Annotated in this window: 19 protein-coding genes, 2 pseudogenes and 1 other annotated feature (1 of these 22 only partly in view); of the genes and pseudogenes, 10 read left to right on the forward strand and 11 right to left on the reverse strand. The window is 49.8% G+C overall.

The window, feature by feature from the left end; translation table 11 throughout:
* Positions 1 to 418 precede the first annotated feature (418 nt).
* The 3 genes and pseudogenes from K7397_RS14285 to K7397_RS14290 all read right to left on the reverse strand — a co-directional run bounded on the left by K7397_RS14285 (position 419) and on the right by K7397_RS14290 (position 1,773).
* Positions 419 to 928, reverse strand: a complete 510-nt coding sequence (locus tag K7397_RS14285) for an SRPBCC domain-containing protein (RefSeq protein WP_237690938.1) — start codon at positions 926 to 928, stop codon at positions 419 to 421.
* A 15-nt stretch (positions 929 to 943) separates the two neighbouring features.
* Positions 944 to 1,378: pseudogene (locus tag K7397_RS21595) on the reverse strand (SRPBCC family protein); the annotation flags it as partial.
* A 56-nt stretch (positions 1,379 to 1,434) separates the two neighbouring features.
* Positions 1,435 to 1,773, reverse strand: coding sequence for an ArsR/SmtB family transcription factor (locus tag K7397_RS14290; RefSeq protein WP_223068652.1), 339 nt, complete (start codon positions 1,771 to 1,773; stop codon positions 1,435 to 1,437).
* Positions 1,774 to 2,428: 655 nt separating this feature from the next.
* Here K7397_RS14290 and K7397_RS14295 point away from each other — a divergent pair.
* Positions 2,429 to 3,235 carry a TetR/AcrR family transcriptional regulator gene (locus K7397_RS14295; RefSeq protein WP_223068619.1) on the forward strand — a complete coding sequence of 269 codons (807 nt, stop codon included), beginning with the start codon at positions 2,429 to 2,431 and terminating at the stop codon, positions 3,233 to 3,235.
* Positions 3,236 to 3,343: 108 nt separating this feature from the next.
* Here the strand turns inward: K7397_RS14295 and K7397_RS14300 are convergent, their stop codons facing one another.
* Entirely contained in the window at positions 3,344 to 4,132 is a 789-nt protein-coding gene (locus K7397_RS14300; RefSeq protein ID WP_223068620.1) for an ABC transporter permease, read from the reverse strand.
* Positions 4,129 to 5,016 (reverse strand): ATP-binding cassette domain-containing protein, encoded by an 888-nt coding sequence (locus tag K7397_RS14305; RefSeq protein WP_223068621.1) that lies wholly within the window; start codon positions 5,014 to 5,016, stop codon positions 4,129 to 4,131. Before K7397_RS14305 ends, K7397_RS14300 begins: the two co-directional genes overlap by 4 nt.
* Positions 5,017 to 5,193: 177 nt before the next feature.
* Here K7397_RS14305 and K7397_RS14310 point away from each other — a divergent pair, with 177 nt between their 5' ends.
* Together K7397_RS14310 and K7397_RS14315 are read left to right on the forward strand one after the other, a co-directional pair.
* Positions 5,194 to 5,946, forward strand: a complete 753-nt coding sequence (locus tag K7397_RS14310) for a glycerophosphodiester phosphodiesterase (RefSeq protein WP_223068622.1) — start codon at positions 5,194 to 5,196, stop codon at positions 5,944 to 5,946.
* A gap of 5 nt (positions 5,947 to 5,951) precedes the next feature.
* On the forward strand, positions 5,952 to 7,160 hold the full coding sequence (locus K7397_RS14315) for an SLC45 family MFS transporter (RefSeq protein ID WP_223068623.1): 1,209 nt from the start codon (positions 5,952 to 5,954) through the stop codon (positions 7,158 to 7,160).
* A gap of 59 nt (positions 7,161 to 7,219) precedes the next feature.
* Here K7397_RS14315 and K7397_RS14320 read toward each other — a convergent pair whose 3' ends face one another.
* The gene (locus K7397_RS14320; protein ID WP_223068624.1) at positions 7,220 to 8,863 is read right to left on the reverse strand and encodes a response regulator transcription factor; all 1,644 of its coding nucleotides are present in this window, start codon (positions 8,861 to 8,863) and stop codon (positions 7,220 to 7,222) included.
* A 16-nt stretch (positions 8,864 to 8,879) separates the two neighbouring features.
* Positions 8,880 to 10,604, reverse strand: a complete 1,725-nt coding sequence (locus K7397_RS14325; protein WP_223068625.1) for a sensor histidine kinase — start codon at positions 10,602 to 10,604, stop codon at positions 8,880 to 8,882.
* Between the two features lie 434 nt (positions 10,605 to 11,038).
* Here K7397_RS14325 and K7397_RS14330 point away from each other — a divergent pair, with 434 nt between their 5' ends.
* Genes K7397_RS14330 through K7397_RS14340 form a run of 3 tightly spaced genes read left to right on the forward strand, consistent with a single transcriptional unit; the run spans position 11,039 to position 14,490 of the window.
* Positions 11,039 to 11,893: an ABC transporter permease gene (locus K7397_RS14330; protein WP_223068653.1), complete on the forward strand. Its 855-nt coding sequence runs from the start codon at positions 11,039 to 11,041 to the stop codon at positions 11,891 to 11,893.
* A gap of 17 nt (positions 11,894 to 11,910) precedes the next feature.
* The gene (locus K7397_RS14335) at positions 11,911 to 12,831 is read left to right on the forward strand and encodes a carbohydrate ABC transporter permease (RefSeq protein WP_420488786.1); all 921 of its coding nucleotides are present in this window, start codon (positions 11,911 to 11,913) and stop codon (positions 12,829 to 12,831) included.
* Positions 12,832 to 12,876: 45 nt separating this feature from the next.
* On the forward strand, positions 12,877 to 14,490 hold the full coding sequence (locus tag K7397_RS14340) for an extracellular solute-binding protein (RefSeq protein ID WP_223068626.1): 1,614 nt from the start codon (positions 12,877 to 12,879) through the stop codon (positions 14,488 to 14,490).
* A gap of 145 nt (positions 14,491 to 14,635) precedes the next feature.
* On the opposite strand, the gene K7397_RS14345 is transcribed toward K7397_RS14340, so the two are convergent.
* From K7397_RS14345 to pdxR, 4 genes and pseudogenes are all read right to left on the reverse strand, one after another.
* Positions 14,636 to 15,106 carry a ferritin-like domain-containing protein gene (locus tag K7397_RS14345; protein WP_223068655.1) on the reverse strand — a complete coding sequence of 157 codons (471 nt, stop codon included), beginning with the start codon at positions 15,104 to 15,106 and terminating at the stop codon, positions 14,636 to 14,638.
* Positions 15,107 to 15,286: 180 nt separating this feature from the next.
* A pseudogene (locus tag K7397_RS22225) lies at positions 15,287 to 15,526 on the reverse strand (LysR substrate-binding domain-containing protein); the annotation flags it as partial.
* The gene (locus tag K7397_RS22230) at positions 15,498 to 15,656 is read right to left on the reverse strand and encodes a LysR family transcriptional regulator (RefSeq protein WP_237690934.1); all 159 of its coding nucleotides are present in this window, start codon (positions 15,654 to 15,656) and stop codon (positions 15,498 to 15,500) included. The gene K7397_RS22230 and the pseudogene K7397_RS22225, both read right to left, overlap by 29 nt.
* Before the next feature lie 30 nt (positions 15,657 to 15,686).
* Positions 15,687 to 17,165, reverse strand: coding sequence for a MocR-like pyridoxine biosynthesis transcription factor PdxR (pdxR, locus tag K7397_RS14355; RefSeq protein WP_223068627.1), 1,479 nt, complete (start codon positions 17,163 to 17,165; stop codon positions 15,687 to 15,689).
* Between the two features lie 98 nt (positions 17,166 to 17,263).
* On the opposite strand from pdxR, the gene K7397_RS14360 reads away from it, so the two are divergent.
* From K7397_RS14360 to K7397_RS14375, 4 genes are all read left to right on the forward strand, one after another.
* The gene (locus tag K7397_RS14360; RefSeq protein WP_223068628.1) at positions 17,264 to 18,478 is read left to right on the forward strand and encodes an aminotransferase-like domain-containing protein; all 1,215 of its coding nucleotides are present in this window, start codon (positions 17,264 to 17,266) and stop codon (positions 18,476 to 18,478) included.
* A 47-nt stretch (positions 18,479 to 18,525) separates the two neighbouring features.
* Positions 18,526 to 19,455, forward strand: coding sequence for a DMT family transporter (locus K7397_RS14365; protein WP_223068629.1), 930 nt, complete (start codon positions 18,526 to 18,528; stop codon positions 19,453 to 19,455).
* A gap of 85 nt (positions 19,456 to 19,540) precedes the next feature.
* Positions 19,541 to 20,203, forward strand: coding sequence for a TetR/AcrR family transcriptional regulator (locus tag K7397_RS14370; protein WP_223068630.1), 663 nt, complete (start codon positions 19,541 to 19,543; stop codon positions 20,201 to 20,203).
* 70 nt (positions 20,204 to 20,273) lie between these two features.
* Positions 20,274 to 21,803: a DHA2 family efflux MFS transporter permease subunit gene (locus tag K7397_RS14375; protein ID WP_223068631.1), complete on the forward strand. Its 1,530-nt coding sequence runs from the start codon at positions 20,274 to 20,276 to the stop codon at positions 21,801 to 21,803.
* 66 nt (positions 21,804 to 21,869) lie between these two features.
* Positions 21,870 to 21,978: a binding site (T-box leader), on the forward strand (it continues 158 nt past the right edge of the window).

Consider the following 21,978-nt stretch of genomic DNA (forward strand, 5'->3'; position numbering starts at 1 on the left):
TCCCGGCAACCTGCAAATTGTAAATGGATGTTCTGGATTCGTCGTTCGGACAATCTACTCTATTTTTCCATTATAGCATGATGGATTTCTGTTATTCAGGGGCTGTAGGATTAAAATTCCAGTATTGGAAATCTAGCGGCGAAAGCCGAAAAATGGCCAATAGATGTACATTATTGTAGAAGAAAGGTAAATTTTTCTGTTTCTATTTGCAAAGGAATGGAGCGGTGCGCTCTTCGTCTCAATATTTAGATTATAATTCGATCGTTCAATTAACCAGTACGGCTTAATCGCTGACAACGATGAGGTCAAGGGGGAGTGCTCCTTGACTGCATAATCAACAAAAGAGACTAATCCATTGGATCAGCCTCTTTTCTTCATAGGTAAATGGGCGATTCTATCATGTGACGAACATTTTCAGTTATTGAAGAGACTCCAGATGCTCGGCGAGACGATCCCAAGTTTCGGTAATTCCTTGCTCCATTCCCATATCGATGACGGACTTCAAAGCCTCTGCAGAACCGAATTGAGCATGGCTTACGACTTTCGTCTTGCCTTCGTACTCTTCAAAGAGCAGCGTAATCTCGCTCGGAGGCAATCCGTCCGATTCGTTGCCCTCGGCATCGGAGAAGTAATCGGTATAGACGATTTTTTCTTCAGGAACAATCTCCCGGTACACGGCTTTACCCCATGATTCGTAACCGTAGAAATCTCCCTGGCTCTTGTCGATGCATTTCATGCAGTAATGCCAGGTGCCGCCCGGGCGAAAATCTATGTTGCAAACGGTGAGCGTCCATCCCCGAGGCCCCCACCATTTCTTCAGATGCTCGGGTTCCGTGAAAGCTTTGAAAACAAGCTCCCGCGGCGCATCGAAGATACGCGCCAGCTTAAAAGTATGCCCTTGTACGCTCGTTAATGTGATTTTTGGCAGTTGATCCTCAAGTCTTTCAAGCGTGGATTGTGCTCCTTCTATAGCTCCATATTCTTTGACGGTTTGCTCCAATTCTTCGGCTGACTTGAACACCATTCGCATTGTAAGGAGGGTCGTTTCGTCTTGTTGATCGAACGTCACGCTTACCCGAAATAGTTCATCTTCTGCGCCATCACCATGAGCGTATACGAGACGTTCGGGATCATCGATCTGGGTGAAGGTAATCTTGTTGTCATAATCGGTGCCGTCAGGCCCGTGCATGACGTAACGCCATACACCTCCGGGTCTGACATCGATTTTTTGCACGGAGGTAGTAAATCCATTGGGTCCCCACCACGCTGGCAAGTGCTTTGGGTCCGTCCATGCTTTAAACACAATCTCCCGCGGCGCATGGAACTTACGGGTAACGATCAATTCCCGCCCTTCAACCGCTGCGGTGGTCTTGCTCATAGCGTTAATGTCCGTCAACTTGTATCCCTCCAAATATACTTATTTTCTTAGCGGGTTTATTCTTCGGAGTCATCGGTTTCGTTCTTACTTTGCAGTTCCTTCAAGTAATCGTCCAGGCGGTCGAACCTTTCATTCCAAACACGCAGGCAGGATTCCAGCCAAGCCTCCATTTCCTGGAACGGCTCCGGGCGCAGCTTGTAAAATCGCCTGTTGGCTTCGGCTTGAGCTTCGACAAGCCCTGCCTCGTTCAATGTACGAAGATGTTTGGAGGCTTGCGGTTGCCGCAGTCGAGCTTGGTCGGCGATGTCTCCGACAGTGAGAGGTCCATCGCGCAATAGCTCGACAATGCGAAGCCGGTTAGGCTCGGCAAGTGCTGCAAAAACCGTAATATCCATTCTTTCAATCATCTCACTCTTTGTTTTAAGCATTAAATTATGAGATGAATATACCATTTCGAGAATATTCCTGTCAAGGAATATATAGTTTAGCATTATGCGTAGCTTCGCAGCCGATATGGGCTGCGTTTTTTAAACAATTTAGAGTTTCCGGGGTCCGAAGCAAAGTACCTGAATCCGCCTGAAAGTAAAAGCCTCACTTTGTGGGGTTATTTTATATAGTGGGGGAAATGGATCCTCATTTTATACCTTTTAATATTCTGTTAAAATATACGTACAGCTTATTGACAGGAATGCTAAATTAAGGAGGAATTGATTATATGGGATGGGTAATTCTTATAATTATCGGATATTTGCCAATTTTATATCGAATACATAAACGGTTATCTTTTTTAGAACAAGAAGTAAAGAGATTGAAAGCAGAGAAAGAGAATTAGGTGAAGAAGGCAGGTTTCTGCAGGGGGAGAATTCTAGGGAGTTCGTCTAACGCGGACCTTTGTGATTTGTGGCAGAGATCCATTGGAAACGCGTTTTAATTCAGGCTCCAATGTGTGATATACTGTATATGATGTAAACATTTTTGCAAACATTACAGTTAACGAGTGCCTATAGCGGATATTTCATTCGTGGAAATAACGATGGAGGACCTGAATTTATGAAAAAAAGCGATCACACCGATACCGATGCAGTAACCACCTTGCCTCACGGCGTGGCGCTCAGTTGGGGTTTGGTCAAAAAACCGAAGAGAGGCCCAAAAGGTGAACTCAGCATCGATAAAATAGTCGCGGCAGCGATCGAAATCGCCGATCAGGAAGGCCTATCGGCCGTTTCTTTGAGCCGGGTTGCCGCGTCGTTGGGATTTACAGCCATGTCCCTCTACCGGTACATTTCGAGCAAGGACGATCTTTTGCTGCTCATGCAGGACGCAGTGTGCGATGTTCCCATTCCGCCGGAGGAGAAGGACATCGACTGGCGTGAAAGCATGCGTGAGTACGTACGGATTTGCATTCAGGCCTTCCGGGATCATCCGTGGTATTGCGACATTCCGATCTCCGGTGTCCCTGTTACGCCAAACAACTTGAAAATTATTGACTGGGCGCTTCGGTCCATGCGTACTTTTCCGCTTAGCGACTATGAAAAATTGTCGCTCGTTCTTTTGCTAAGCGGTTACGCGAGAACGTTCGGGATCCTTGAGCGGGATTTGAACCGGGCCATGAAGGCAGGGGTCGCTCCCGATGCCTTCAGCGGTGCGGACTATAGCACGGTGCTCAAGCAAATGGTTGACCCACAGCGCTTTCCCTACCTGCATCCGGTCGTCATGTCAGGCACGTATACCGGCGAGAACGACGCCGAAAACGAAAAAATCTACGGCAATGATATCGATTTTGGACTGGAACGGATACTGGACGGTATTGAGCACTATCTAGCCGGAAAGAGGCTGAAAGACGAAGCACATCAATAAGAAGCAAGTCTCGAAGACAGAAAAATAAACAAACAAAAGGAACAGCGACCCTAGGCGCATGCCGAGCCGCTGTTCTTTTTGTTTGTAATCTTTGTTGCCGGGTCTTCGCTAGCGGCGTCCAGCCTTCCGGCGAAACGACCAAAGGCTCCATACGAGTGAAACAAGGAGGATGAGCAAGCACCATCCGATGGCCCACCATGCGCGATCATGAACCGGTGTTCCGGTGAGCAGTCCGCGAATTGTCTCGATCACAGGAGTGATCGGCTGATGGTTCGCTACCCCTTGCAGCCATTTCGGCATCGTATCCGTCGAGACGAAGGCGTTGGAGAGGTAAGGGAGGAACAGCAGTACGAACCCGTAGCCGGCTGCAGCGGACGGGCTGCCCGCAACCAGGCCGATGGCAGCGAATAGCCAGGTGAAGGTCAGAATAAACAGGGTGATGGTACCGACCGCCCCAAGCCATTCCACTACACCTGCAGAGGGACGAAATCCTACGAGCAGCGCGACGCCAATCACAACCCCCGTTGCGATCAGGTTGCGGACAAGGCTTGCGACAACATGCCCGGTGACAACGCTCAGGCTTCGGATGGGCATCGTTCGAAACCGGTCAATAATGCCGCTCGTCATGTCTTGAGCTACGTCAACGGCTGTTTGGGAAGAGCCGAATCCTGCGCAGAGCAGAATGATTCCAGGAACGACATAGTCTACATAGTTGCCGGTAGGATCGAGTGCGCCGCCGAACACATAAGTAAACAGCAGCATGAGCAAGATCGGAAGCATAATTGCCATGATCAGCGCCTCGGTGTTGCGAAGGCTGAGGCGAATGCTGCGGCCGATAAAGACGGCGTTCGTTACTACGAATGAAGCCGGCTTGGCCATAGAATGGGTCGTTGTCATGATCTGGTTCCCTCCAAATTTTTGGTTGTCAGCGCAAGAAACACATCATCCATGCTCGGTTTGCGAATGCTCACCCTGGCCTCCTGCGGGACCGTATGAGCCAGCTCATTCAGCGTTTGCCTCACGTCATGAATGCTCCCGTTGGTGGAGATCATTCGAATCACTTCTTCTTTCTCGTTGCGCAGTTCAATGACTTCTCCCCCCACGCGCGACTTCAGCTCCTCGGCCGTCCCGGTTGCAACGACGTGTCCGTCAGCAATGACGGAAATCGTGTCCGCAAGTTGATCCGCTTCCTCCAAATACTGAGTCGTCAGGAAAATGGTAATGCCCTGCTCCTTAAGCTGAAGGATGATATCCCACAGCGAACGTCGGCTAATCGTATCGAGCCCCGTCGTCGGTTCATCCAGAAACAGCACCGGACGACTGGCTGCCAGGCTAATGGCGAGATCCAGCCTGCGCCGCATGCCGCCCGAGTATGTTTTGACGCGCTTGCCCATGGCCGAACTGAGGCCAAACTGCTTGAGCAGTTCGGCGGTTCTGGCGCCGGACTCCGCAGACGTAAGCCCGCTCAGCCTGCAAATCATGCGCAGATTCTCCTCTGCGGTCAGCATTTCGTCGACTGCTGCGAATTGCCCGGTAAGGCTGATGGAGCGTTTCACCTCGTTTTTTTCAGTCACCACATCGTACCCGGCTACGCGTACGGAACCTTGATCCGGAGCCGTAAGTGTAGACAAGATATGGATCAGCGTCGTTTTGCCCGCCCCATTCGGACCCAGCAGCGCAAAGACAGTACCCGCCGGTACCGCAAGGTCAATCCCGTCAAGCACTATCTGGCTGCCGAAACTTTTTCGCAAGCCTTTTACTTCAATCGCAAAGTTGCTCATGATAAATCTCAATCCTTTCTGTATATTGTGTAAACTGTTAATTTAATAAACAGTATATTGTATAAACAGTTAATGCGCAACCCTAAATTTTTCAGATATAGATAGCGTGAAATTTTACAAAAGAATGGATTTTCTCGAATTATTTTGTAGTATGATTTAAATTAAAAAAGTCCTTAAATGGAGGTATACGAGTTGAAAAGTGTCCTGAATATAGCCCACAGAGGAGCGTCCGGCTATTGTCCGGAGAATACAATGGCGGCATTTAAACGCAGCATGGAGCTTGGCGCAACCGCAATCGAGACGGATGTTCAGATGACGGCGGACGGACATCTGGTTCTGATCCATGACGAATTGCTGAAAAGAACGACCGGTTCACCAAAGGCTGTAAAAGACGTCACTCTCGAAGAGCTGCAGCAGCTGGATGCGGGCTCATGGTTTGATCCTGCGTTCCGGGAAGAGTACATTCCGACCCTTCGCGAGCTGTTCGAGCTGGTGAAGCCTTCTTCGCTGCAGATCAACCTGGAGCTGAAAAATGGCGTCGTGCTGTACCCGGGCTTGGAGGAAGCGGTGATGGAAGAGATTAACCGCTTCGGGATGAGCGATCGCGTCATCATCTCAAGCTTCAACCACTATTCGCTGGTGAAGTGCAAGCAGTTAGCCCCCGAAATACGGACAGGAATTCTGTACATGGAGGGTCTGTACGAGGCATGGGAGTATGCGTCGCGGATCGGGGCGAATGCGCTCCACGCCTATCGCTTTGCGGTTACTCCGGAATGGGTGGCTAAAGCGGCCGAGAAGGAAATCGCCTATCATCCGTTTACCGTCAACGATCCCGAAGAAATGCGCAGGTTGCTGGATGCGGGCGTGTCCGGCATTATTACGGATTATCCCGACCGGCTTGCGGAGCTGCTTAAGGTCGCAGAGGTATAACGCTGATGAAAAAGACGTGGCTTCTCGGCTTCGGATTTTTCAGCATCAGCATTACATGGTCGCTTTATAACGCCTTTGTCCCGCTGTTTCTGGATTCATTCCTGGGCAGCGCCGCATGGATCGGATTTATGATGACGATTGACAATTATTTCGCCATGTTTCTGCAGCCGTGGATCGGCCATCGCAGCGATAGGACGAACTCCCGCTTCGGCAAGCGGATGCCCTATCTGATGGCCGGAATGCCGCTTGCCGCCTTGTTTGTCATCCTGATTCCTTTCCATACGAATTTTATGACGCTGGTTCTGTTCATGGTGCTTATGAACCTTGCAATGAGCATTTACCGGTCGCCGACGATCGCGCTGATGCCGGATATTACGCCGGAGGCAGAGCGGACGAAAGCCAACGGCATTATCAACTTTATGGGCGGTGTCGGAGGCATCGCCGCGTTCGGCGCCGGATCTGCTCTATACGGCGTAAATCCGTCTTTTCCTTTTATCGCGGCAGCGGGCGTTACTTTGATTTCGCTTCTTATCCTGTACCGGTCGATCAAAGAAAATCGCACTTCGGCTGTTCCGATCACGCGGGAGCCGGGCTGGCACGGTATCCGGGCGCGGGGAGGGCTGGACTTTACTACTGTGATGCTGCTTGCGGCGATCTTTTTCTGGTTCGTATCGTATCAAGGCGTCGAGTCCCTGTTTACGTTATACGGCAAGCATCATCTTGGGCTCGAGGAGGGGGAAGCCGCTTTCTCGTTGACATTCTTCTCTCTGTTCTTCGTGCTGTTTGCGATTCCCAGCGGCTGGCTAGGAAACCGGTTCGGCAAGAAAAAGACAATTATCCTCGGCATATGCGGGTTATTTCTCGTATTTGCGGTCGTTCCGCTGGTTAAGACGATGATCTTGCTGCGCATTTTACTGGCGGTTGGCGGCATATTTTGGGCGTGTATCAACATCAACTCTTATCCGTTTATCATATCGACCGGAAGCGAGCAAAACATTGGTACACGTACCGGTTTGTATTACCTTGCCTCGTCGCTGGCGGCTGTCTCGTCGCCCCCGCTGCTCGGCTTGATGATCGACAATTTCGGCTACGGGGCACTGTTTGTCTGCGCCGCCGGCGGCATGCTGGTAGCGCTCGTTTTCCTGCTCCTTGTGGGCAATGACGGTAAAATCGCTAAGACGCCGTCCGAATTCATAAACAGGCAGCAAGCATAGAGAAGCCGGGCATTGGCCCGGCTTTTTGTGCGCTTCCGCGCTGGTTTTGCTTCGGGTTATTAAGAGAAGCCGGAAATGGCCCCGTCACGCCCTGCGCTCGTGGCGGGTTTTGCTATTTGCCGGTTTTTCCTGTATTCAATGGGGGTACAGCCGATGTCCTGTTTGAACAGCTTGGAAAAGTAAGAATAGTTCGTATATCCAACTTTTCTTGCGATCGTATTTACGGACAGATGGGTTGTTTCGAGCAGCTGTTTTGCCACCCGAATACGGGCCTGAATGATATAGGTCCCCAGCGGAACGCCCGTTTCTTTTTTAAACAGCCGTGCCAGATAATCGGGGTTAAGATAGACCGTTTCCGCCAGACTCGTTCTTGTCAGATCATCCCCGTAATGGGTGCTGATGCGGTGCTTGATTTCTTCCACAACAGACTTGGGCTGTTCGATAAACTCCCGGTGTTCCGTCGCGGTGTTCACCAAGTACCTAAGGTATTTTTCCATATCCTCAATAGAGTTCAGGGACTGCATAAACAGTTGATCATTGGTTTTTCCCGCATACAGCTTATGGGCCTCAATCTCCATGTCTTTAAGGAAAGAGTAGACAAGCTGCACAAGATCCAAACGGAACAGGCGCAGGGCGGACGCATTCACTTTGTTGCTCTTTACAAGACCGTGCAAGTAACGGGACGTTTCTTCAAGAAAAGCGGCGGGATCGCACCGGTTCAGCAGCTCTTCCAAATACGCCAGATTGGGTGGTGTATAGGCCGCTGCATTTTGACGATAGCTTTCCAGGAAGAAGATTTGATTGCGGCACTTGATCATTTCCTCGTTCATTTGGATCAAATGTCTGAGCACTGGATGGATGTCCAGCAATCTGCTGGAAATGGCGATATTGCAGCATGCGTCGCATTTGAGAAACTGGTTCGCCTTTTGAATAAAAGAGGAACAGATGCTTTCGACGAAACGGGAATCGGGCGCATGGTTCCATTTCAGGACGGCAATCCAGTTGAAATCTTTGTATTCCAATATCGTCTCGATCGTATAAAGAGGGTCCTGAAACGACTCGTAGAGCACATTTAGAAGCGCGTAATCAAAAAGGTCCTTGTCTTTCTTGGCCAAGCTTTCGTCATATGGGAAAAAATTGACCAAAACGGGCAGGAACATATCCGTCATCTGATAAGCAAGGTTTTGCTCTGCAATCGATTGGCTGATGGAAGAGGAGTTTGACAGGGACGTTTTACAGTTGATCACTCTGCGCCAGAAATGCTCTACAAGTTTGTTCTGGTTTTTCTCCCAAAAGTAACCTTCGCGTATCGCTTTCTCGTTATTTTGCACTTCATTTGCCTTCGCTACAGCCTTTTGGATAATAAGCCCGAGCTTGTCGAATTCGATCGGCTTCAGAAAGTAATCAAAGCTCTGCAATACAATCGCTTTTTGCGCATAGTTGAAATCGGCGTAGTTGGTCAGAAATATCGCCTGAACGCTGTAATGTTCCTGTCTGATCCAAGCCAGGAGCTCCAAACCGCTTCCCTGCGGCATTTCGATATCACAGATCAGAATTTGAATAGGGTGCTGTTTCAGGATATCCTGGGCCTGTGCCACATTATAGGCGGTGTAGACGTTTTCGATAGAAAGCGCTTTCCAGTTCATTTTCTTTTCCAGCGCAGCCACGACAAAATAATCGTCATCGACAAGCAATGCATTCATCGTTGATACTCCTCTCCTATTTTTCCGGCGGATGAGATGGCAGAGTCAGCGTGACGCAAGCGCCGCCGTTTTCCGGATTGGAAAATCGGACATTCGCTTGTTTGCGGTAGAGGAAATCCAGCCTTTGAAGGGTATTCATTATGCCGATACGAGTGCCGTTTGTTTGATCCAAAGGCTGTTCGCTCTTCAGCTTTTCCAATATACCTTTAGGGAACCCGGGGCCGGTATCGGATATCCGGATCACCGTCATATCTTCCTCCTCTTTAGGCCAGCGGTAGACCGCCAGCAGGATTTGCACCTCGCTCGCTCTCGAAACGGCGTATTTGACCGCATTTTCGATGAAAGTTTGCAGCACAAGGGGCGGAATTCTTACGTCTTTCGTATGGTCCGTTTGCTCGATTCGGTAAGTAAACGCGTTCCGATAGCGGTGCTTTTGAATGTCCAAATAAATTCGGACATGCTCTATTTCATCTTCAAGCCTGACAAAATCCTGACCGTGCTGGAAAATATACCGAAAATACTTTGAAGTGGACATAGCCATATTTTCAATTTCTTCGTACATCTGCATCTGGGCCATGCTGTAAATGTTCGTCAGGCAATTCAGGAAAAAATGAGGCTTGATTTGCAATTTCATATAGTCCAGCTGGATTCTCTGCTTCTCCAGTTCCCGTTCATACAGGTCGATTTTGAATTTCTTAACTTGTTCGATCAGGTATTTGAACTGCTCGTTGGCTTGTTCCAGCTCGATCATTTTGCTGCTTTTGAAATCCACAGGCTCGCTGTCCGTATGCAGACGGGCCAGATTATCCGAAAAAGTCTGAATGGGCTTCAGCACCATTTGCTTGAATAACAGTAAAACCGTACTCAGCGTACAGGTGATGATCAGGAACAGGAGCAGAATCAGCAGTTGAGCGATCATGATTTTTTCAAACGTCCCGAATTTGATGACCATTTTTACGCTGAACGAGGCGTGGGAAAACTCTCGGATCACCGTGGTTCTGGATTGTACGAGGCTCAGAAGGGATGGCGCCGCCGAATCTTTCCCCAACATTTTGCCGCTGACCGAGAACGGACTGGATATGCTTTTCCCGCTTTCGTCCACCAAGGAGACGTAGCCGTTCTCCCCGAGGTTGATCTGGCGCAGCGGGCGGATCAGGTTATCCGCGGAAATCAGGCAGATCAGGTAACGGTCATAATAAGGAACGATATTAATGACGTAATATTTGTCATTTACGAGTATCGGCGTCCAGTTCGAATAAAATCGCTCGTACACATTTTTATCTTCAACATAGGAAGCAATTTGTCTTTTTAACTCCAGGTAATCGGGATACGAGATGCTCAAAGGCGCGTAATTTAAAAAGAAATCCTGGTTTCTTAAATAGAAAAAGAAATTGTACGCCCCTCCGTAATTTTTCTGAAGCTCGGAGAAACGTTGATGCAGCTTTGCATTTGACAGTAAAAACTCGGCGGAATCGGTGCCTTGCTTATCCATGATCTTCACGCTTTCATCGTTGGCGAGCGTCCAGCCCATATAGTGGTTGATGTATGCGAAATCATGGTTGATCCGGTTGATGTACAGATTGGCCGTATCCTGCAAATACCTCGTAGATTGCTGTTTGACAATGACAATGGAGGCGATGCTGATTATAAAATCGAGAATCAGTGCGAAGAAGGCAATAAACAGCATCATTCTAACGTAGTGCCTGATCGGATAAGGCTTGCTTCCTGTTGTTGTCGCCATATGCCAAGTGACAGGTCCTTTCTGCGCTTCGCTTCCGAAAAATGAATGCGTTTTTATGGTTATAAAAATATTATAGAACCAATGGAATAAAAAGCCACAAAGAACCTTTACTTTTTTATCGCAAAGTCCGGAAAGTACAATAAAAAGTCTGAATATTATCATGGCTGCCGGCTTGAAAAATGGATCAGATCATCGCTCTGACCACAATATGTACCCGAAATGTCCGAATAACAACTTGATGAAGTCCAAAAAACAACAGAAACGCGGACTATAATAAAGTTGTTTAAACGACACAGCAAGATCATGATCTTGAAAGCGCTATCTCTTGAAAAAGGGAAACAAGGACGGGGGGATCTCATTTGAAAACCAGCCAGCCAAGCATCAATATCCAGCGAACGTTCGGGCAGATCAGAAAGAACTGGGGCTTGTATGTGCTGCTGCTGCCCGCAGTGGTGCTGCTGCTTTGTTTTTCATACAAGCCGATGTATGGCGTGTTGATTGCGTTTAAGGATTACAGCCCGGCACTCGGGATTAGCGACAGTCCCTGGGCGGGATTCAAGTACTTTGAAAAATTTTTTAACTCCTATCAATTTTCCAGAACGATCAAAAATACGCTGATCATCAGCATTTACAGCATGGTTACATTCCCGATACCGATCCTGCTTGCGCTGATGGTGAATCAAATGAGAGCGAACCGGTTCAAGCGGGTCTTTCAGACCGTAACCTACATGCCCCATTTCATTTCGACCGTTGTTATGGTGGGCCTGCTGCTGATTTTGTTCTCTCCGAGCAATGGTCTGGTTGGAAATATTTATCAACTGTTTGGCGCAGAGGCTCCGAATCTGATGGGCTCCGCCAGCTTATTCAGCAGTGTGTATGTATGGTCGGACGTGTGGCAGCACGCCGGATGGGACAGCATCATCTATATCGCGGCACTCTCGTCGGTGGATCCGAGTCTGTACGAGGCGGCTACGGTGGATGGCGCAAGCAGGTGGCAGAAGATCCGGTACATCGATATTCCGATGCTCATGCCAACAGCGGTTACGCTGCTGATCCTGCGCGTTGGCGGTCTTTTGGGCGTAGGCTTTGAAAAAGTCTACCTGATGCAGAACAATTTGAATATTTCCTCAAGCGAGGTCATTTCTACCTATGTGTATAAAATCGGGCTGCTGAGCAACCAGTATAGTTTTTCCGCGGCTATCAACCTGTTTAACACCGTCATTAATTTCATCTTGTTGATCCTGGTTAATCAGATCTCGAAAAAGTTCAGCGACAGCAGTCTTTGGTAACGGAGAGGAAGGATAGCATGGAACTCATGAAAGCGACGACATCAGCTTCAGCGCGAACCGTAAACAATCAATCTTCTGACAAGCTGCTGGAAATTCTGCTGTACGTTTGTGCGGCAGTGATTCTGATCGTTCTGGTTTACCCGCTTTTCTTTATCGTAATCGCCTCTTTCAGTGATCCATCGGCGGTCGCGAATGGGCAGGTATGGTTTTTTCCCAAAGGATTTACACTGGACGGCTATAAGGAACTGCTAAGGCATGACAATATTTGGATCGGCTACAGAAATACCATTTTGTATACGGTTGTGGGGACGGCCATCGGTTTGACCGTCAATATTTCCGCAGCGTACGCGCTTTCGAGAAAAGACCTGGTCGGACGCAAATGGATCTCCTTGTTTTTTATCTTTACGATGTTTTTTAGCGGCGGCCTGATTCCGACTTTTCTCACGATTCAGGAATTTCATCTGTACAATACGTTTCTTGTCATGGTGCTCCCTTTTTCAGTGGTGGTGTTCGACATTATCGTGGCGAGGACCTTTTTCCAAACCAGTATCCCCGGTGATTTGTGGGAGGCTGCGCAGATCGACGGCTGCGGCAACCTGAGGTATTTCGTTCAAATTGTCCTGCCGCTCTCGAAAGCGGTGATATCGGTGCTGGGTCTATGGATCGCCGTTGGCTATTGGAACTCTTATTTCAATGCCTTGATTTATTTGAAAAATCAAAATTTGTATCCGCTGCAGCTGATTCTGCGGAATATCCTGATCACGAACCAGATGCAATCCAACATGGGAAGCGGCGAAGCCGCGGCTGTCGCGCTGCGCCTTGCCAATATGATGCGCTATTCCGTTATCATCATTTCTACTATACCGATCATGTGTATCTATCCGTTTGTGCAGAAATATTTTAACCAAGGGGTGATGATCGGCGCCGTGAAGGAATAGGCGGTTTTCATTTTGCGTTAAATCATGAATGAGGGGGAACCTGGGATGGGACAAAAATCCAAGACAGCGGCCAAAAGACTGCTCGCATCATTTGCCTTGCTTTCTATAATGCTATTAGCGATTACGGGCTGCAGCGGCGGCGGAAAAGGAAATGCGGCAGTCGATATGAAAGACAATTTTAACAAAGAGGGTCTGCCGCTTGTAAACAAGCCGGTTACGCTGAACGTACTGACCGTTCGCTGGGGCAACATGGGAGATACGTTTACGAAGAACAAATGGCTTCAGGATTTGGAGAAAAATACAAATGTGAAGATCAATTGGCAGGTTATGTCCTCCAATGACTGGAATGAGCAGAAATCGATCATGCTCGCCAGCGGAACGCTTCCCGACGTTATTTTTGGGAGCCTGGCCTTTTCGGATTCCGATATCGTCAACAACTTGACTTATTTCCGCCCGCTGGATGATTATATTGATCAGTACATGCCAAATCTTAAAGCGGCTATGAAGGAAACGCCGGAACTCAAGCAGATCAGCACTTTTCCGGACGGGAAAATTTATTCTTTGCCCGCAAGGCTGCCGTCGCGTCCCAAAACGACCTTCCTGCCTGTCATTAACAAGACTTGGCTGGACCGCCTGAACCTGAAGACTCCGGATAACATCAATGATCTTTACAATGTCTTTAAAGCCTTTAAAGAACAGGATCCGAACCAGAACGGGAAGGCGGATGAAATTCCTTACAGCGGATCGGGAGATATAAGCATTGATTTGCTCAGCCCCTTTGGCATTACGGATCAGAATGGCACCAGTATGATGGTCAAGAACGGCAAACCGGTATTCTATCCGGTGTCGGAGGAATACAAAGAGGCGATCAAGTGGGCGCACCAATTATATTCGGAAGGTTTGATCGATAAAGAGCTGTTCACCCAGGATAATACGATGCTGACGGCGAAGCAGCAAAATCCGGACAATGCGATTATAGGCTTCACCAATCAGTGGACGCCGGACGCTGTTTTTGGCAAATGGAAGGACGAATATGCGGCTATTACGCCGATTGCCGGCCCGGATGGAAAGCGTTATCAGGGTGGTGATCCTGCTGGTTTAAGCTTTAGACGCAACGAATTGTTGATCACAACCTCCTGCAAGTATCCGGAGCTCGTTGCTCGTTGGGCGGACCAGTTCTATACCGATGAAGCAAGCATCCAGAATTTCTGGGGTGCAATCGGCACTGTCGTCCAAAAGAACGACGACGGCACTTATGCGCTCATGACACCGCCGGAAGGGACCAGCGCGGATGCGTGGTACTGGGAGCAATCCGTTCGTGATTTCGGTCCCAAATATGTGAGTCCGAGCTTTGAGAAGAAGATTAAGCTGGATCCTACAACCGGCGACGGGCTGAAGCTCAGCATTGACAAGCTCGGCAGTGATTATGTGACGACGCCTTTCCCGAGCGTCATGTACACGGCGGAAGAATTCCAGGAGCTGCCTACGCTTACAACGGATATCGACACCTACATCAAAACGACCCGGGCTGAGTGGATCACAAAGGGCGGAATCGACGAACAATGGGATGGATATGTGAAAAAGCTCAACGATATGGGACTTGAGCAGCTGGTCAAGATCCGTACCGATGCTTTTGATCGTTACATGAATGTAAAATAAAGGCTCAACGTGAGCCTTACTGCTGCCCCGTAGGGCTGATGCGCTGCGGGGCAGGTTCGTTTCAGGTGCGGTTATATCGAAGAGGCAGGTTTCGCTTTTCTGATTGCAAAGTGGATTTCGTAAAGGCCATTTTACGCTAGACCAGCTACCCGGTTTGATTCAGCGTGTACAAATAATTATATTTGGTGGCGTGCTTTTGTTCGTCCATTATAATTCCGAGTACAGTATCGCGGTAGATGCCCGCCGGCAGACCGGACCATATTCTTCTGTATTTCTCTACTGCGGCGAGTTCGCCGAACAAAGCTGTCACCAGTCCTTCAATGTAAGAAGGAATTTTCTCATACGGCACATTTCCCCCTGCCGCAATTTCCTGCCCGGTTAAATCCTTATACATTGCCCGGAACATTTGATTGTGTCCGCGCTCGTCATCCCGAATCGAAGCTACGATGTTCTTCTGCTCTTGGGTTGGTGCCAGCCTGATTAATTCATCGTAAAATAATTCATCATTCCGCTCGCCTTGAACGGATTGTTTTATTAGCTCCAGCGCCTGCGGATAGCTAGTTGCCCAGACGGGCTGAAACGGTGCGCGATAGGAATAGGGGGGTGCCCAGTACATCATGAATTCCTTCCCTTCCATGATTTTTCAGAATTAGTCTATGCTCTGCGCATGGTTATGTGCGGATAGTATGATGCACCCGCGGCAGGAAGAGGCTTGCTGCAAGCAGCATTCGTTCCTAAATCACACCGGACAGGTAAATTCTGAACGAACATTAGGTAACGTTAATCTATTCGCCGGTCACGTGAACGGGTTGCTGCGGATCAGTTCGATAAGGTTCGCCGATGCTGCAGACAGCGGCTCGTTTTTCCGGGTGCATACGGCAATGGAATTTTTGAGATCGATTCCGTCCACGAACACCCTGCATAGCTCTCCGCGTTCGACATATTCCCTCACAACAAGGGAGGATACGAAATTGGCTCCATACCCGGCAATGACTGCAGCAATCGCCTCATGCAATCCGTTGAATTGCAGCGCGATTCTGCTCCTGTTCAAATTTTTTGATTTGCGCCGTAATGGCTGGCTGGCTGATGCGCAGCATCTCCGAGGCGCGGGTTACGCTTCCGGTGGAGGAGATGACATGAAACAAACGCAAAGCGTGCAGGTTCATAAGGAGTCCTCCTCTTTTCTAATTCACATTTCACATCGTAGGCCGCTGGTCCGCTTTATTATTTTCAGAGATAAATAGACGGAACAGCCGGCACAAGTGCAGCATTCCTTCATGCAAGAGTTGATCCTCCATCATGGAAAAGCTGATGCGGATGTGATGGTGTTCCGCTTCCGCCGGGTAACAAACGGATCCGGGAAGAAAACAGACGGACTCCCGTTGTCCAAGTATAAACAATTCGCTTGTGTTGTACTGGGCGGGCAGCGTGATCCAGATATTGAGCCCTCCTTCAGGTATCGTCCACTGAATCTCTGCCGGGGCATGCTCGGACAGCAGCTTTAAGGCTGTTTGGCAGCGGGAGGCAAGTACCTTCCGGAGCCGAAGAAGGTAGGAATCAAATTTTCGGGATTCGATGAGCGGCTGCAGTGCATGCTGGATGACAAGCGGACTGCCGAGATCCGTTGTCGTCTTCGCCGCGACAAGACGGCTCAGTATACTGCCGTCGGTCACGACACAGGCCGTTCGGCAGCCGGGGGACAGAAGCTTGCTGAAGCTTTTGATATAAATCACATGCCCGGCTGAATCCATGCTTTTGATGGGTGCAGGGGGCTCCACACCGAAGAAAATATCGCTTAACGGATCATCCTCCACGATTAAACAGGAATAGCTTTGGGCAAGCTCCAGCAATTGTCTGCGGCGAACTGCGCTCATGACAACGCCGGTTGGGTTGTGGAAGGTAGGAATCGTATAGATAATTTTGGGCGGGTGAGTATCGCAGAGCTTCGTCAGCAGATCTATCCGCATGCCTTCCTGATCCATCGGGACGCCAATGATCTTTGCGCCGCGGTTTATGAACACATCAATTGCGCCCGTATAAGTGGGAGCCTCCATATAAACGGTGTCTCCCGGCCCGACAAACGTGCGCGCGATCAGATCGATGGCCTGCTGTGAACCGCTGGTAATGAGAATTTGGTCCGGATGGTGAGTGATTTTACGCTTCTTCAGATGCTCCGCCAAGGTTTGTCTAAGCTGGGGATCGCCTTGAAATGGTCCGTAGTCCGTAAGAGCCTGCGGGCTCTTAAGCAGGCTTCGGGCCAAATTATTACTGATCTCCTCCGTTGGCAAAAGCTCAGGCTGGATGGTTGCCTTATGGAATTGGTAACGGGCCCGGCTTCCGTTGTAATGCCTCCACAGCTGCGCTCTGGGCAAGTAGTCGACTACCGCTAATTGCCAGCTGCGTGATTCCTGCGTTTCTCCGGCCACCGATTGGGATGCCTTGTCGCTTACATAACATCCTTTGCCCTGTGAACAATGGATCAGCCCCTGCTTTTCAAGCCGGGTGTACGCTTTGCTAACTGTAACCAGGCTGACCGCAAGCCCGGAAGCGAGTTCCCGGACGGAGGCGAGTTTTTCACCCGGCCTGATCAAGCCGGATTCGATGCGGCTCTCCAGGGAGTCGGCAATCTGGTCGGATAAGGTTTTGTCAAGCTTTCGATCCAATTGAATATGCAACGAAACGCACCTCCCAACTGTTATATTGACTATTATACTGTTATATTCCCAAGAAGCTATGATGTAAAGCAAGAAAAACTAGCCTGGGGGGAAAGAACATGAATTGGTCAAAGGCGGCCCAAAATTTGAAGCCATCCGTAGTAAGAATGATTTTGAAAGAATCGCAAGGCGAAGGCATGCTTTCGCTGGCAGGAGGACTGCCTTCACCGGCAATGTTTCCGGTCCAAGACGTTCGTGACGCTTATGAAAGAGCGTTAAACGGAGAACGCAATGTTCTCCAGTATGGGCTTACGGAGGGCTATGCCCCTTTACGGGACAAAATCCGGCAGCGCATGGAAAGCAAGAATGTCCATTGTGAAACCGAGGATATTTTACTGACAACCGGATCCCAACAGTCGATCGATCTCTTCTGCCGAATTTTTCTGGATCCAGGCGACCCGGTCCTGGTGGAATCGCCCACTTATCTAGCCGCCCTTCAGGTACTCGGCACATACCGGGCACAAATTCATGGCGTTGCCAGCGATGAGGAAGGGATGCTTCCGGACGATCTGGAGGCCAAGCTTCGTACAATCAAGCCAAAGTTCGTCTATGTCGGGCCTACCTTCTCGAACCCGACGGGGCGGGTATGGAGCATCAGCCGGCGGGAAGGTCTGGTAAGGCTGTGCAGACAGTACGGGACGCTGATTCTGGAGGACGATCCGTACGGCGAGCTCTCGTTTGAACCGACTGACCGTCCGCCTTTGTTATGCGAACTGGATGAGTCCTACGGTGGCAAGAGGCATGTTGTGTATACGAGCACATTTTCAAAAATCGTGGCTCCTGCGCTGCGAACCGGCTGGATTACGGGAGATAGGGACATCATCTCGATGCTGGCAAGGGCCAAACAGGCGGCCGACCTGCATTCCAGCTCTATTGACCAAAGGGCTCTCGACGCGCTGATGGAAGAATTTGATTTAAACGGCCACATTCGCTCTGTCTCCGATGAATATCATCGGCGGCTTACCCGGCTGGAAGAGAGCCTTGCGGCAAAATGGAAGGAAACCAGTTGGCATACGCCGCGCGGGGGCATGTTTATTTGGGTCCGGCTTCCCGAGACGGTCGATACGGGACAACTGCTTCCCTTTGCCATCAAGGAGAAAGTCACTTTTGTACCGGGAGAGCATTTTTATGAAGGGCGTCCGCACAAGAATACGATGCGTCTTAATTTTACCCACACGGAGCCGCAGTTGATCGGGGAGGCTGTCGACCGGCTGTGCAGGGCGTACCGGGCATTTTCCGAACAAAAGGAAGCGGCAAGGGAGAATGTGAAATAGACCGCTCATTCCCTTGCACATTTTTCGAAGGAGGGTCACTTTAAAAAATGGTAGCTGGGTTATATGCGCTAATGTGCTTGATCTTTGGAACCACATTTCTTGTCATTAAAATCGGCATCGAGGGCGGCGCTCCGCCCCTTTTATCCGCCGGTATCAGGTTCGTTGTCGCAGGACTTGTTATGCTGATGTTCCTTAAGGCCAAACACAAAAACACCCTTTCTCTTCTATGGAAAAAGGAAACGGCCATCGTCGGCGCGACTTTAACATTCGGTACATTTTCTGCGCTTTATTGGGCTGAACAATATATTTCCTCGGGCCTCGCGGCCATTTTGTCAGCGACCGGACCTCTGATGATCCTGATCATTCAATCGCTGATTCATCGAACGAAGCCCGCGAGACCGGCCATGCTGGGATGCATAACCGGACTGGCCGGCGTACTGGTGATCATGCTGCCCAGTGTCAAAACACAGGTAAGCTTAACATGGATGGCCGGCTGCCTCGTTATTCTAGCCGGCGAGATCAGCTACGCATCCGGGACCGTCTATGCGCGGAAATTGAGCGAGCGCTTCGCCAATGTGTCGCCGCTGGCGCTTAATGCCGCCCAAATGCTTTACGGAGGCCTGTTTCTCATTCTTTTATCCTCGGCGACGGAGTACTCGAAGTGGACATGGACAGCATTGGAAGCAAGCCTGAATACGGCCTCAATCAGCTCGATTCTTTATCTGATTGTGTTTGGCTCGATGGTTGGACACAGCATCTATTATTGGCTCGTGAGCAAAACGAATCCCATTTTTCCCTCAACGTGGCTCTATGTGTCGCCTTTGATTGCCATTATTCTTGGAGCGGTCTTTTACCAGGAAAACGTCACGTGGGAGCTAGGGCTTGGCGCCGTGGCCATTGTGGCAGGCATCGTTCTGATCAACTCGCAATCATGGCTGAAGCGAACCTCTAAAAATGCTTATCTCCGGCAGCGTTGACCCTTTTTTGGCGTGACACTTGACACTTGCGTGGTTTCATTTTAAAATCTAACCAGTTAGTTATAATTGAATGGTGGAGATTAGGATGGCAGCTGAGAAGAAGAAACGGACATACGACGCTGCGCGAACGAAGGAAATCATTCTGAATGCGGCGGAAGAACTGTTTGCGGAGCATGGCTATTCGGCCGCGCGAATCGATGCGATTGCCCAGAAATCGGGCTACAACAAAAGTCTGATTTACCAATATTTTCAGGATAAGCTGGGCCTTTATACGGAAGTCGTCAAACGGGCCGACCAACTGGGGGATTCAATCTTAAGGGAACTGATAGGCGATTTGTTGACAGATGAGTCCGTCCCCTCAGATCCGGTCAAATTCAGGCGTTTGCTGGAAATGCTTATTAGTATAGCCTATCAGTTCATGGTGGAGCATCCGCGCTACTTGAAGATATACGCTTGGGAAGCGGCGGAGGAATTCAAAACATGGAATCAAATTGCATACCGGCCGGATGATATTTCGGAATTTTACAAGCTGGCGAAGGCAGCCAAGGAAAATGGCATCATTCGCAAAGACATCGATGCGTTTCTGCTGCCGATCATGATGTGGAATTCGGTTTCTTCTTTCATTCAGTCGTATTCCCGTCTCAAGGATTTAATGGAAGAAATAGGGGAGCCGCTCCCGCAGGAACGCGCTAAAGAACAAATTGTGAAGTTGGTTATTTACGGGGTAATGGAGCCGTCTTTGCTGTAATGCAGGGCGGCAACCTTTATCCCTAAATATAAATAACTAGTTAGTTTTAAATTGGAAAGGTGGAAAACACATGAATGACGCTCAAATTCAAAGTAGTCCGAAAAGATGGTGGATTCTTGGCGCCCTGGCAATTAGCTTGTTTACGGTCGGTCTGGATATGACGGTATTAAATCTGGCCTTGCCAGCGCTGGCCTCCGATCTTCACGCCACGACGAGCCAACTGCAGTGGTTCGCCAATGCTTATAATCTGGTGCTGGCCGCGGCGCTGCTCCCGGCGGGCATGCTGGGCGACCGGCTTGGACGGAAAAAGCTCTTGCTGATGGCGTTGCTGCTGTTTGGCGGTGCGTCTCTCGTATGCGCCTACGCCGAGACTTCGGAAATCTTGATTGCCGCACGCGCAGCACTGGGCTTGGGAGCGGCTTTCCTGATGCCGCTCTCGATGTCGCTGCTGCCGATTTTGTTCTCAGGTGAGGAGCGGCCGAAGGCGATTCGCGTATGGGTAACCGCTACTGCCGTCGGGATGCCGCTCGGCCCGATCTTGGGCGGCTGGCTGCTCAAACATTACTGGTGGGGCTCGGTATTTTTGATTAATGTTCCGATCATTATTATCGCTCTTATCGCCATGATCTGGCTATTGCCCGAAACCCGCAGCGCGGAAAAAGCTCCCGCCGATCTACCGGGAATACTGACCTCCAGCCTTGGGCTTACGGCCATCACCTACGGTGTTACGGAAGCGGGGGAAAAAGGCTGGGGTGACGCCGTCACGCTGTCATGGATCATTGCCGGCTTGCTGCTGCTTGCGATTTTTGTCTTCTGGCAACGGAACGCGCGCCATCCGCTCGTTAATTTGTCTTTGTTCCGGGAGGCCCGGTTTACATGGGGCTCCATATTGGCTACACTGGTTAATTTTTCGCTGTTTGGCGTTTTGTTTGGACTTCCGCTTTTCTTTCAAGCGGTTAACGGAGTGGACGCCCAAGCAACCGGTCTGCGCATTCTTCCCATGATTGGGGGACTTATGGTCGGTGCTCAGCTGTCAGGAAAGCTGATCAAACTGACAGGAGATAAGATGATCATTGTCTTGGGATTTTTGCTGATGGCTGCCGGGCTGTTTCTTGGCGGATTTACCGAAGCATCCGGCAGTTATGGATATGCTGCGGTCTGGATTGCCATTATCGGCACCGGGCTCGGTTTTGCGCTGCCAAGTGCGATGGATGCGGCGCTGGGAGTTTTGGCGGTAGAGCGTAATGGTGTCGGCTCCGCCTTGATTATGGCGCTTCGTCAGGTAGGCGGGACCATTGGTGTCGCGCTCCTCGGATCGCTGCTGAATTCCGTGTACCATCGGCAACTGGATGTGGGCGGACTGCCCCCGCAAGCGGCGGAAGCCGTTCGGGACAATGTGGCCACCGGCGTCCAGGTCGCCCGGCAAATGAACAATGCTCCGCTTCTGGAATCGGTCCGCTCTGCCTTTACGAACGGACTGGACGTCATGCTCTGGGCATGCGCCGGGATTGCCGCATTCGGAGTAATCGCAACGCTGCTGTTCTTGCCGCGGATGAAGCGTACTTATGTGCAGACCATAAATTCAACGAACGAAGCTTGAAAGAAGACAAAGGTTCTTGATTCAAAATGCAAGTTCATAATAATTTCCAGTAACTTCAAAACGTTGCAAAAAGCTAAGAAGAGAAAGAGTACCGCGGTGATGTCTTTTTAACAGAGAGCTCCGGCAGCTGAAAAGGGGCAAAGAACAACCCTCGGGAACATGGTCTCAGAGCTGC

This window comes from Paenibacillus caui (assembly GCF_019904135.1).
Taxonomy (GTDB): domain Bacteria; phylum Bacillota; class Bacilli; order Paenibacillales; family Paenibacillaceae; genus Fontibacillus; species Fontibacillus caui.